This window comes from Paraglaciecola sp. MB-3u-78, from assembly GCF_002835935.1.
Taxonomy (GTDB): domain Bacteria; phylum Pseudomonadota; class Gammaproteobacteria; order Enterobacterales; family Alteromonadaceae; genus Paraglaciecola.
This window is the reverse complement of the sequence record NZ_PJCF01000003.1, coordinates 293,114-305,330: the sequence shown is the minus strand read 5'-3', so window position 1 is coordinate 305,330 and position 12,217 is coordinate 293,114. Positions and strand designations below refer to the sequence as shown.

Below are 12,217 nucleotides of genomic sequence, written 5' to 3'. Positions count from 1 at the left end.
AATTACAAGATGCAGTTTAGAAAGGACATAAATGGCCTTAGAGCTATTGCAGTTATATCTGTGGTGTTATTCCACTTTAATGCATCTTGGATCCCCGGCGGTTTTGCAGGGGTAGATGTATTTTTTGTTATTTCAGGGTTTTTAATGACTGGCATAATATTTAGGGGAATAGAACAAGAAAAATTTTCTATTTTGAAGTTTTATGTCGCTCGTGCAAATAGAATTATTCCTGCCTTAGCGGCGCTTTGTTTGGTATTGCTAGTGTTCGGGTGGTTTTATCTAACCCCCTTTGATTATAAAGCTTTAGGTAAGCACGTAGGCAGCAGTATTGGTTTTTTTTCCAATATTACCTATTGGAAAGAATCAGGCTATTTTGATGCTACTTCACACGAAAAATGGCTATTGCATACTTGGTCATTATCAGCTGAATGGCAATTCTATATAATCTATCCGCTAGTACTTGTCGTGATGAGCAAGTTTATGCCTGTAAAGGCGATGAAAGCAACGGTTCTACTTGGAACGGCCTTAGGCTTTATCTTTTGCGTTATCGCCACTTACAAATGGCCTGACGCTTCATATTACCTGCTACCTACCAGAGCGTGGGAAATGATGATTGGAGGCATTGCTTACCTATACCCTTTTACTCTAACGGAGAAAAGGAAAAAACTATTAGAGTGGTTTGGCTTAACTTTAATTATTAGTTCTTATCTCTTAATATCAAAAGATAACCCTTGGCCAGGTTATTTAGCATTTTTCCCAGTTTTAGGTTCGTTCCTGATAATCCAAGCCCAACGAAATGATAGCTTTATCACTAGCAATGTAGTTTCCCAAAAAATTGGGGCTTGGTCTTATTCAATATATCTATGGCACTGGCCGTTAGTTGTCGCTATTTATTACTTTTCATTAAGTGTTACGTTCATTTATCTAGGTATTGCGTTGTCAGTATTATTAGGGTATCTGAGCAATAGATATATTGAAAAAGTTAAATTTAGGAATGATTTTGGCAATTTATTTACCTATTTAAAATGTAAGCCTATGTATATGGCTTTACTTGTTGGTGTAGCAGGTCAAGTTATATTTATACAAAATGGTTTTATGAAGCTAGCTTCTTCTGAATATCAATATTTATTAAATGCATCGCAAGCAAGTCCATATAGAAATAAGTGCCACATTAATCAATATCAAATACCCGCTCAATCTTGTGAGTATTTTGGTTCAAATATAACGTGGGCAACTTTTGGCGACAGTCACTCGATAGAAATTGCATATGCATTAGCAAAAAAACTGCAAACGGCAGATATAGGTCTAAAACATTTTAGCTTTTCTGGTTGTAGGCCATCTTACTTAGAAAATCATGCGTTTAGTGAATGTTCAAAGTGGTATAACGAAACTGTAAGTTATATTTTAAATAATAAGAAAATAAGAAATATCGTATTTAATCATAGATTTACTTCTACTATGCTTGGAGGAAATGCTTACTACTACCCAAAATTAAACCACAAATTAATAGGTGATGAAGTCATACGAATGACAAAGAAAATTGATGAGTTGATCATTGAGCTTGCTGCAAGTAAAGATAATGTTTATGTTTTTTATCCTATACCAGAGTTACAGCGCGACATAAAACAACTGATAGGTTTTTCATATTTAAAAAATAGCAGTCTAGTTAATATTTATGGTACAGACTTATCTTGGTATAGAGAGAGAAATAAATACTTCATTCATCATTTTGATAATGCTAATTACCCAAAAAATGTACATTTGCTGCGGCCTCAAGATGTGTTTTGTGATGAGAAAAAGTGCTTTGCTGTCAGGAATGGGATACCGCTGTATTTTGATGATAATCACCCATCAATCCTAGGGGCTGCTGAACTTGTCAATCTTATAAAATAAGTACTAAAAGATCCGGAATATAGATCGAAATCAATGGGTAACATTCAGCAGGGTATTATTGACCGAGAGCGTCAAACTCTGGAAGGGTTGGATATTAAGTCTTTTACCGCCTTGTCCGCTTTGGCGTACTTCCCAACTTTCTGTGTGTCTATAATTCGCTCAAACCGGTCCTATTAATATTAAATCCATTTCACCACAAATGAGAATCACAGCGAACCAACTGACATTGATCAGACCCCCACGCTACTTTTTTGAATATTATACAAATGCAGCGAATGGCCTCCAATCAAATTAATGATTTTTGTCCTTAGTTTATCGAATCCATCTAAGTAAGTGCTTGTTTTATCATAGGTTTCTTCAGGCTGAACGAGGTTGATACCCTCGAAGCATTGAAACACCCAGCGCAGTGTGGGGGTAGCAGAGGGTATGTTAATCTGGTTTGGGATGGTTTCATTGGCTTTTTTCATGCTCGCGCGCATGCGTCGTTGCGCGATTGAGTAAACCAATAAAGATAAGGTCATGATCATTAACAATGCGTCGATACGACTAGGCTTTTTGATGAACAAGGATGACACAAAAAACAGTGGGTCTTTTAGGAATCTAAACCCTCTTTCTACCACCGATTGCGCCTTGTAATGATGCAGAATTCCCTCAGGTGATAGCGCTTTTTCGTCGGCATTTGTGGCGAGTATAAAGCATGATTTTTGTTCAATAGCATGTTGAATTGCTTTATCATTTAGCTCAACCACCGCGCTCGTTTGCCATACAATTTGTTTGACTGGTGCATCTTTTTTAGGTCGGCCTTTTCCCTCGTAAACCTTGTGTGCTATGCAGTTAAGCTCAGTCAGTTGGTGATACTTTTGTCGCTTGTTAAGCGCGGCCAACGACTTCAGTGCGTCCTCTTTGCAAGTGAAGCGCTGGGCTTGCAAATGAAATAACTCTTTGTCTAATTTTTCCTTGGCGCGGTCGGCTTGTCTGCCAATCGTTTTTGTTGCACGCTCACCTGCGGCTTTTGAATTGACGACTATCCAGCGCTGTTTAATATCCATGTGCTCTACTTCATTCACTGTGTACTGGTAGTTGTCATCAATAGTCGTCCATTCTTGCGCAGTTAGGGCTTCTGTAATGAGTGTTTTTTCTAGTTTAATAGTGGACGGGATAAGCGTAATAAACGTCAGTTGCGATAAGAACTCAGCATTGTCTTTATGGTAAAGCTTACAGTCAGCGACCAAGTAGTTAGGCTTGGGCGCAGTTTTCACCATCTTGACCAGCGCCTTAGCGCGCTCTTTAAACACTTTTGTATCAGCGCTATTACCATCCCAATTTTTAACGGCCAAGGGTATTCCTCCGTCTTGACTGACAATCATTTCTTGTACAACTTGTTTTAAATCAGGGCGATGCGCTTTGCTATGACCGTGTGTAATTCTGATAACATGCTCGTCACAGCCTTCCTCATCATGCGCATACTCGCCGGTTAACGAATGACTTGTGGTATCAAGGGATTTAAACTGGCAATCTACAGCCTCTATTTCGCAGGCCTGATGCGATACCAAGGAAAACAGACTTTCACAACCAAAGTCATAACATTGGTCCAGTGTTCGGCCTAGTTTATGGCGATTAAAGTGAGATGCCTCAACGCCTTCACGAAATAGATGCTCCATCGGGAGATTGGCAAAAAACTGAGGGCTAAGCGTCAAAGGGCGATTACAAAACCCCAGGCCATTCATTATCATGCCCTTTATCGCCTCGCCCGGGCTAATTTCTTGAAGATCATCTTGCGGCAAATGCTTATCTAACAAAGGCACCATGTTTAAGTCGTCGATAACGCCAGCAACAATGCCATGGTGGTCTAACCGTTTGATTTTCATTGTGATTTCACCCTCAAAAGTTGAGGTGATATTGTACTAAACCCGCGATCTTGTGGGAAATATTATAAATAGAAATTATTCAATTTGGTCTGATCAATGTCAGAACCAAGACAATAAATTGAGAATCCATTTCAACTCAACTTAGAATCCACACATATCTTAGATATGACTTGACCTAGATCAAAAAAAACCCTAAAGTTTCAATAATTACTGAAACTTCAGAATGTTTGGAACAGAAAAATGAAAATGACACCTATGATTGAAACCTTCGTTATGCACTTTGGTGAAATGGGAAGTCGCTGGGGGTTTAATCGCACTGTTGGGCAAATGTATGCGTTGCTGGTGATCACCAAAGATCCTATTAGCGCGAATCAAATTGCTGAAGCGCTGAGCATTTCTCGCGGCAATGTGAGTATGGGATTGAAGGAATTGCAGTCTTGGCAGTTGATTCAACTGCAGCATAAACCTGCTGACAGAAAAGATTACTTTCAAACTAATGGCAGTATTTGGGATATGGCGAATCGGGTGTTTGAAGAGCGTCGTAAACGAGAAATGGATCCTACCCTTTCCTTGTTACGAGATATTCTGCTTGATACACCAGCCAATGAACAAGAACAACACGCACAAGATAAACTCAAAGAAGTGCATGACTTACTTGAAGGTATCACCAAGTGGTCAAGCGAGTTACAGCGGTTGAGTCCAGAAAAACTCGATACTCTGATGAAGTTAGGCTCGGGTGTTGGCAAAGTATTGGATATGAAAGATAAATTATTAAAACGAAGTAATGAATAAGCCGCTCGGCAAAGTATAAATTATCAAGTAGCTAACAACGCGTTACAAACTTTCCCACATTTAAATAGAGGTGTCCCGTGGCTGACGTCTTCCTGTTGTCTCGCTTACAATTTGCGACCAACATCAGTTTTCATATTTTATTTCCCAGTATTAGCATCGCTTTGGGCTGGTTCTTATTCTATTTCAAAGTACGCTTTAATATCAGCAGGCATCCTGTTTGGATGCGTATCTATCGTTTTTGGGTAAAAGTGTTTGCGCTTACTTTTGCCCTAGGTGTGGTCAGTGGCATTACTATGTCATTCCAATTTGGCACCAATTGGCCGGGATATATGGAGACGGTGGGTAATATTGCTGGGCCACTTTTAGGGTATGAAGTACTCACTGCTTTCTTTTTAGAAGCCACGTTTTTAGGCGTGATGTTATTTGGCATTCACCGCGTACCAAGCTGGTTGCATACCCTAGCGACGTTATTGGTGGCGGTGGGCACAACCATTTCAGCTTTTTGGATTATCGCCCTTAATTCTTGGATGCAAACCCCAGCAGGTTATGAAATGCGTGACGGTGTGGCCCATGCATTAGATTGGTGGGCCATCATTTTTAACCCTTCATTTCCTTACCGCTTGACGCACGTGTTGTTAGCGTCTGGTCTAACGGCATCATTTTTAATCGCTGGTATTTCAGCCTACCGTATTGTCAGGGGAGACAATAAAAAAGCGCCACGATTGGCACTAAAAACAGCTGTTTTTGTTGCCGCCATACTGGTGCCTTTGCAAATATTTGTCGGTGACTTACATGGTTTAAATACCCTTGAGAACCAACCACAAAAAGTGGCGGCAATGGAAGGCATATGGGATACCCAAAAAGGGGTGCCGCTTTTATTATTTGCAGTACCAGACGAGAAAAATCGCACCAATCATTTTGAGTTAGCTATTCCAAATATCACTAGCATCATTTTAACCCACGACCCAGATGGGGAGGTTCAAGGCCTCAATGATTTTATCGGCGAACATCCGCCTGTGGCGCCGTTGTTTTATGGGTTTCGGATCATGATAGGTACTGGCATGTTAATGCTAATCATTGCTTGGTTTACCAGCTTCAAACTAATCCGAAACCAACCCCTAAGCAAAGGTGTGTTGTATAGCCTGATTGGTATGAGTTTTTCAGGTTGGATCGCTACACTTGCAGGTTGGTATGTCACCGAAATTGGACGCCAACCTTATTTAGTGTCTGGCCTTCTAAAAACATCGGACGCCGTTACCGACATTGCCCCAGAAAACGTGATGTTTACCTTTATTTTGTATTTATCAGTGTATGTTGGTTTGTTAATTGCCTATTTACATACCCTATTTTTAATGGCTCGAAGAGCGGTTGAGATAGAAGAAATCCAACCTGAAGAAAGACTGCAACAAAAACACTTTCCCAAAACACCCAACACCACAGCCGGAGAATTATCATGATTGCAGACGCTAACTTACCTGTTATTTTCGCCGGACTGATGGCGTTATCTGTAATTGTGTATGCCATTTTAGACGGCTACGATTTAGGTGTTGGCATATTGCTACCCCTTAACAATGATCAACAAGCAGACCAAATGATTGCCTCCATCGGCCCCTTTTGGGATGCCAATGAAACCTGGTTAGTATTGGCTGTAGGCCTGTTACTTATTGCTTTTCCCAGTGCCCATAACGTGATTTTAAAGGCGCTATATATACCCTCTGCCATTATGTTGGTTGGTTTGATATTACGTGGTGTGGCCTTTGACTTTCGGGCCAAGGTTGCACAAGTCAACAAACACCGTTGGAATCAGATTTTCAAATTAGGTTCTTGTATTGCCTCCGCCAGTCAGGGGTATATGTTGGGTAGCTTTGTGATGGGCTTTGAAGATTCGTTTATGGCTTATGCATTTGCGGCATTAAGTGCGTTAGGCGTCACTTGTGCCTACTCATTAATTGGCAGTACATGGCTGATATTAAAAACCTCTGATGACTTACAATTAAGGGCTATAAAATGGGCCAAGTTAACGGGGAAAATCAGTTTTGTAGGTATATTATCCGTGTGTATTATGAACCCACTGATCAATCAACTTGTATTCGAGCGCTGGACCACCCCACCTTTCGCCTATTTTATGGCTATTGTGCCATTTGTTTGTTTTACCTTGTTATTTATTGGTAATTTAGTGCTAAAGCAATTACCACTAAAAGATGACAGCGGTTGCTGGCTCCCCTTTCTTATCACTGTGGTGGTCTATGTATTTTGTTTTTGTGGCCTCGCTTTTAGCTTCTACCCTTATGTAGTTCCGGGAAAGTTAACTATTTGGGATGCAGCCAGCGCGCCTGAATCCCTGCGCTTTATTTTGTATGGGGCGTTAATAGTCATCCCCTGCATTTTGGCTTACACCGTGTTTTCGTATCGGGTGTTTTGGGGCAAAGTAGAAGACTTGCGTTACTACTAGGCCTAGTTTAAAGGCATTGGAATATTAACCTTTGATGTACCAGCTTAAAAAAACACCCCATAAATGACAGTGCGTAAGACACACAATCATCACAGTTCACCATGAATTTACGATAATTTGTTATAAAAATACTTAGCCTCTAGATTTTTCTATGTGTTTAGATAGATGGTAGGCACTAAGGAACTTATTATTTAAGGTATGTGTGTGTAATGGAAAATATTGTTATTTGGTTCTTCAGAGTGACTAACATTCGATTGATAATTGGCATGTGTGCAGTTTATTTAATATTTCCGCTGTATCTTTTACCTAATATTATTAACGCTGGCAGTATTGGACCACTCGACTTACTCTTTTGGTATAACCAAGACACGCTTTATCAAATGTTAACGGGTTATGGAGAAGCCATTCGTGGCAGATACATCATTGGTTTGTTAACTGTGGATCTAGCCTACCCCATTTTTTATGGCACGTTATTGACCATGATTCTGGCCTTAATCATAAAAAACTTTTCTATCCCATTCCCTAAAAAAATAATTTTTTTACCTTATGTTGTCGTTCTTTTTGACTTAACTGAAAACTCTATGTTGATTTTTCTGCTCAGTACTTACCCGACAAAACATTCTGTCATTGCAGATACGGCTGGGTTTGTCACAGCGACAAAGTGGAGTGGCTTTGCAATTATAACTATGATTTTAATCTATTTAGTTGTTTACGGTATACGTAGCAGACAAAGTAAAGCAACTAATAACACCCATTAAGGAGCCATCTTGAACTTTATAAATTTAAGGTTAGTAACAACCTTTTTCGCTGTTTTGAGCAGCATCGCCCCTTCCCCGCAAGCATCAGGGGAGCCAGTCGAATATTTTTCGTCCCAGCGAAATATTGATAACAATTACCCGTTTTCGAATGCGGTGCGCGTGGGAAATTTGTTATTTTTATCAGGCGAATTAGGCACTCTACCGAATACCAGTAAGCTGATTGCCGGTGGGATTGAAGCAGAAACAAAACAAACTATGGATAATATTCAGGCAAGTTTGGCTAAACATAGTTTAACTATGAACGACTTGGTGAAATGCACAGTGATGTTGGCAGACATAAAAGATTGGCCCGCTTTTAATCTAGTTTATACAGACTATTTCCCAAAACACTTTCCTGCTCGCAGTGCATTTGCTACAAACGGCTTAGCCCTTAATGCACGGGTTGAGGTGGAGTGTATTGGAGCATTTAGTGGTTAATGAGCAAACCCAACAACAGTTCGCCAAAAATGGATTTATAAAACTAGACAAGTTTTTAGTACCTTCCTCCCTGTCTAAGGTTAAGCAAGTAGTGGACGTTTTCCACCACGCTTGGTGTACTGATAATCGTGATTTTTATGAAACGAGCGCGATTAATAGTTCAGGCTTAACGTCTGAGCAATATTTGACTGAAGCGCAACGATTAGTTTTATTTACGTTGATCAGTGATATGCGCTTATTAGAAGCAGTGAACCAAGTCGTACACTCTCCCGTGTTTATGGGCACTCAGTTATTTTTCGACCCTTTCAATACCAAACAAGCCAACTATTGGCATCGTGATCCACAATACCATTTGACGGTTGAGCAGCAAAAATTGGCACTGACTGGACCAGAAGTCTTACATGTCAGAATTCCACTGACTGCGGATCCCGGTGTTGAGGTGATCCCCGGCTCCCATATAAACTGGGATACTGACGAGGAATTGCAAGTCAGGTTGGAGCAAAATGGCCATAAGCATTCTGAAAGCTTAGCAAATGGCGTTTCAATACCGCTGATGTTAGGAGATGTACTGCTATTCTCTGCAAATATGATCCACAGAGGCTTGTATGGAAATAATAGGCTTGCCCTAGATATATTATATTGTGAGCGAGTCCCACAACTAACTGAATTTATACAACTAAAACATCAACCTTCTGCACAAATGTTTCCTGACTTAGATAAAAGCTTATTTCTATAAAAGCTCTTTAATGTCATAAAGCTGTCATTTCTCTATCACATTACTGTCATCGGACTTTCATATGCTGCTTGTAATTAAACAGCATATAAAGGAAAAAACTGATGTCAGTAGTTAAATGTTTTAAGTATTCAGCCCTTGCCTTAGCAATGAGCTTATCTCTAACGGGTTGTTTCTTAGAAGGTGATGATGGTGAACCCGGTGCGATTGGCACTCAAGGTGAATTGGGTAACCCTGGAACAGATGGTAGTGATGGCATTAATGGTCAAAACGCCAATGCGAGTATTAGTATTAGTCTGAGTTTGGTTGGGCGCATCCAACTTAACCCCAGCGATCCTGAAGGCGCGGCAGAAATTGTGCAATTTCACCCCGCCTCCAACACTATCTATTCAATCAATAGTGCCGCTGATGAACCAACCATTGAAATCATTGATGCCTCATCTTTGACCTCAGAAGCTTTGACCAATCCTCTATCCAGTGAAAATCTAACATCGACAGCACTCGTTCTGCCCACTGTGCAAGATGGCATTATATTAGCTGGCCCCACAAGTGTTGCAGTATCTGGTGACTGGATGGCTGTGGCCGTGCCCGCTAAAGATAAAGCAACCAATGGTTTGGTATTGTTTTATAACGGCATAAATACGACCTCGCCCATTTTTGTAAAAGCGGTTGAAGTTGGCAACTTACCCGATATGGTGACTTTCACACCCGATGCCAGCAAAGTATTAACGGCTAATGAAGGTGAGCCAAGTGGTGATTACAATATTGATCCAGAAGGTTCGATATCAGTCATCAACATTGCAAACGATATGCCCAGCGACACATCAACCACTATCAGCTTCTCTGACTATAACGGCAAACAAGCTGAGCTTGAAGCTAAGGGCATGCACTTCCCTAATCCATCAGGTCGTACTATCAATGGCACTTTGATCACCACAACAGTGGCGCAAGATTTAGAGCCAGAATACATCACTACTACCAATGAAGTTGCCTACGTCACACTTCAAGAAAACAACGGTTTAGCCATTATTGATTTAACCGACAACAGTGTAAAAGTGATTGGGCTTGGTTTTAAAGACTGGAGTAGCTATCAGATAGATGGCATGGAAGATGGTACAGTGAGTTTTGGTCAATATGAGGACCTGTACGGTATGTACATGCCTGATACCATCGCCTCATATCAGTGGAAAGACGCTCACTTTTTGTTGACCGCAAACGAAGGTGATGCAAGGGAGTATTTCTTCGACACCTTAAATGCAAACGGCGAACAAGACCAAGACTTATGCGATGCAGCAGGTGGCCAAGACTTTGACCAAGTTGATGGTTGTTTGTCTTTCACCGAAGAAACTCAAGCCCGCCGCCTTAATTATGAACTCGGCTCTAATCTGGACACCATAGCCGGTGATGACCCAAGAGATTTTGATTTCACTGCTTATCCTCTAGGGCGTTTAACCGTGACAGAAGAGTTAGGTGACAGTGACAATGATGGTAAATATGAAGCGCTTTACGCCTATGGTGCCCGTTCATTCACTATCTGGGACAGTAATGGTCTAGTGGTGTTTGATTCGGGTGATGACTTTGAGCGCATTACTGCTTCTATCCATGGCAATACTTTTAATAACAACAACGACAAAAATGAAGGAGACTCTCGTTCTGCAAATAAAGGTCCAGAGCCTGAAGCATTAACAGTAGGGCAAGTAGGCGACAAAACCTATGCGTTTATTGGTTTAGAGCGTATGGGCGGCATTTTTGTTTACGATGTCACCAACCCTTATGCTACTAAGTTTGTGGATTATGTGATTAACCGCGGTCTTACCGAAGGTGGCAACATAGAGGGTGACAGCGGCCCAGAAGGCATGACGTTTGTTGATGCTACCAATAGCCCAACAGGTAACGCTTTAGTTATTATCGGTAATGAAGTTAGCGGTACAGTGTCGGTTTGGCAGATTACTGAGAACTAAGCAGAAAGCAACAAAAATGGGCTTGGGTAGTTTCGCATGTATAGAAAAATGAAAGTGAAAACGCCCTAGCCTATTAAACAATTGTATTTCATCACAAAATTCATGTTAATGGATTTTCATACGGCAAATTTTCGACTCGTTAATAACAGTCAGAGGATTCTATTTTTAAAACAGCCGACCACTAAAGTGGACAGTTGAGTAATTAGACAGCAAGTGCGACAGGCTGTGTGAAAACTATTGATCACCTTTTGGTCTAAGCTCTATGTTTTTATGATCAAACATTCTTAATGTTGCCGCCTATTAAATCACCAATTTTGGTATAATTATATGGTCAACTAAACCATAGAGAAAACATGATGGCTCATCATATTTTAGGTCAGTCAAGAACACAAACCACCTTGTTTCCAGAAACGCTTGATGACTTTGTTACTGAAGATAATCCGGTTCGAGTCGTGGATTTATTTGTGGAGGGTTTAGAACTTGAAACACTTGGATTTGAGCGTGTTGTTGCTAAAGGCAAATAAGCCACTTAACCCTGAATTGGGGATAAATTTAGCAAGGGTGGAAAAGTGTAGAATGAATATTAGCCAAAGTGAGCCTAGTGATATGCGATCCAACCAAATGATGGAGGCTACTTTTGCAGTTTGTGTGCCATTGGCGGTGAACATTGGAATGACTCGCCCACCCACTATGGCGATTAATAATGTCACTAGCCAAACTGCATTTTGTGAGCCTAACTGTTGAATATCATAGCGACCTGTTTCAACGCCAATGTACATTAGGGCATTACAAAGTGTAATTAAAAACAATACTGGTACAAAAAATAAATTCCGTTGTTGATTCGACTTAATTAATGGCCGCGCCAGCAATACCGCACAAATAGGCAAAAAGCTTAAATCGATGGCAGCAACTATATAGACAGATAAATCTTGCCCAAATAACAACACTAGACGCCCACTTAGCCAAAGCAGAGAGATAAAAAGCAGGGTTTTGTTGTATGGCGCTCTAAGCCCTGTCCAATTTTGTACCGCTGTCAGTAAAAAACCTACAAAAATGGCACTGACAAAACCAAATAACATCTCATGGCTATGCCAAAATAAGATATTAGCAAAAGTGCGTAATTGAATATGGCCCATTAAAGCCAAGCCCCATAACAGCATCGCGATAGTGCTAAATATCGCACCAAATAGGAACATAGGACGAAATGCTTAACGAATTAGGGGAGTAAGCTTTTGTTCTTCAGCAAGATCAGTGATTTGCATTGTGGTTGTCATCCTGTAAAA

The 12,217-nt window shown here is 40.6% G+C and carries 10 protein-coding genes and 1 pseudogene; 9 read left to right on the top strand and 2 right to left on the bottom strand.

The annotated features are described in order from the left end of the window. Window positions 1-9: 9 nt before the first annotated feature. Window positions 10-1,893 (top strand): acyltransferase family protein, encoded by a 1,884-nt coding sequence (locus tag CXF95_RS05300; protein WP_101197716.1) that lies wholly within the window; start codon window positions 10-12, stop codon window positions 1,891-1,893. Window positions 1,894-2,123: 230 nt separating this feature from the next. On the opposite strand, the gene CXF95_RS05295 is transcribed toward CXF95_RS05300, so the two are convergent. Beyond that, window positions 2,124-3,761, bottom strand: coding sequence for an IS1634 family transposase (locus tag CXF95_RS05295; protein WP_101197715.1), 1,638 nt, complete (start codon window positions 3,759-3,761; stop codon window positions 2,124-2,126). A 240-nt stretch (window positions 3,762-4,001) separates the two neighbouring features. Between CXF95_RS05295 and CXF95_RS05290 the strand changes: the two genes are divergently transcribed. The 8 genes and pseudogenes from CXF95_RS05290 to CXF95_RS05255 form a co-directional block, all read left to right on the top strand. Next, window positions 4,002-4,553: a GbsR/MarR family transcriptional regulator gene (locus CXF95_RS05290; RefSeq protein WP_101197714.1), complete on the top strand. Its 552-nt coding sequence runs from the start codon at window positions 4,002-4,004 to the stop codon at window positions 4,551-4,553. A gap of 77 nt (window positions 4,554-4,630) precedes the next feature. Next, window positions 4,631-6,010, top strand: a complete 1,380-nt coding sequence (locus CXF95_RS05285) for a cytochrome ubiquinol oxidase subunit I (protein WP_101197713.1) — start codon at window positions 4,631-4,633, stop codon at window positions 6,008-6,010. Continuing rightward, a complete protein-coding gene (gene cydB, locus CXF95_RS05280) occupies window positions 6,007-7,005 on the top strand; it encodes a cytochrome d ubiquinol oxidase subunit II (protein WP_101197712.1) in 999 nt (332 codons plus the stop codon). Before CXF95_RS05285 ends, cydB begins: the two co-directional genes overlap by 4 nt. Before the next feature lie 209 nt (window positions 7,006-7,214). After that, the gene (locus tag CXF95_RS05275; RefSeq protein ID WP_101197711.1) at window positions 7,215-7,763 is read left to right on the top strand and encodes a hypothetical protein; all 549 of its coding nucleotides are present in this window, start codon (window positions 7,215-7,217) and stop codon (window positions 7,761-7,763) included. Window positions 7,764-7,772: 9 nt separating this feature from the next. After that, on the top strand, window positions 7,773-8,240 hold the full coding sequence (locus tag CXF95_RS05270; protein WP_101197710.1) for a RidA family protein: 468 nt from the start codon (window positions 7,773-7,775) through the stop codon (window positions 8,238-8,240). Next, window positions 8,221-8,976 (top strand): phytanoyl-CoA dioxygenase family protein, encoded by a 756-nt coding sequence (locus CXF95_RS05265; RefSeq protein WP_157828076.1) that lies wholly within the window; start codon window positions 8,221-8,223, stop codon window positions 8,974-8,976. Before CXF95_RS05270 ends, CXF95_RS05265 begins: the two co-directional genes overlap by 20 nt. Window positions 8,977-9,077: 101 nt before the next feature. Continuing rightward, window positions 9,078-10,934, top strand: coding sequence for a choice-of-anchor I family protein (locus CXF95_RS05260; RefSeq protein WP_101197708.1), 1,857 nt, complete (start codon window positions 9,078-9,080; stop codon window positions 10,932-10,934). A 356-nt stretch (window positions 10,935-11,290) separates the two neighbouring features. Then, window positions 11,291-11,446, top strand: a pseudogene (locus tag CXF95_RS05255) (IS5/IS1182 family transposase); the annotation flags it as partial. Here CXF95_RS05255 and CXF95_RS05250 read toward each other — a convergent pair. Further along, the gene (locus tag CXF95_RS05250) at window positions 11,408-12,130 is read right to left on the bottom strand and encodes an NnrS family protein (RefSeq protein WP_255418888.1); all 723 of its coding nucleotides are present in this window, start codon (window positions 12,128-12,130) and stop codon (window positions 11,408-11,410) included. The pseudogene CXF95_RS05255 and the gene CXF95_RS05250 sit on opposite strands and share 39 nt — an antisense overlap. Between the last annotated feature and the right edge of the window lie 87 nt (window positions 12,131-12,217).

Bases quoted from the DNA above. Each gene is read 5' to 3' on its own strand.
- CXF95_RS05300 (WP_101197716.1), top strand. From the start codon at position 10: ATGCAGTTTAGAAAGGACATAAATGGCCTTAGAGCTATTGCAGTTATA.
- CXF95_RS05295 (WP_101197715.1), bottom strand. From the start codon at position 3,761: ATGAAAATCAAACGGTTAGACCACCATGGCATTGTTGCTGGCGTTATC.
- CXF95_RS05290 (WP_101197714.1), top strand. From the start codon at position 4,002: ATGAAAATGACACCTATGATTGAAACCTTCGTTATGCACTTTGGTGAA.
- cydB (WP_101197712.1), top strand. From the start codon at position 6,007: ATGATTGCAGACGCTAACTTACCTGTTATTTTCGCCGGACTGATGGCG.
- CXF95_RS05275 (WP_101197711.1), top strand. From the start codon at position 7,215: ATGGAAAATATTGTTATTTGGTTCTTCAGAGTGACTAACATTCGATTG.
- CXF95_RS05260 (WP_101197708.1), top strand. From the start codon at position 9,078: ATGTCAGTAGTTAAATGTTTTAAGTATTCAGCCCTTGCCTTAGCAATG.
- CXF95_RS05250 (WP_255418888.1), bottom strand. From the start codon at position 12,130: ATGTTCCTATTTGGTGCGATATTTAGCACTATCGCGATGCTGTTATGG.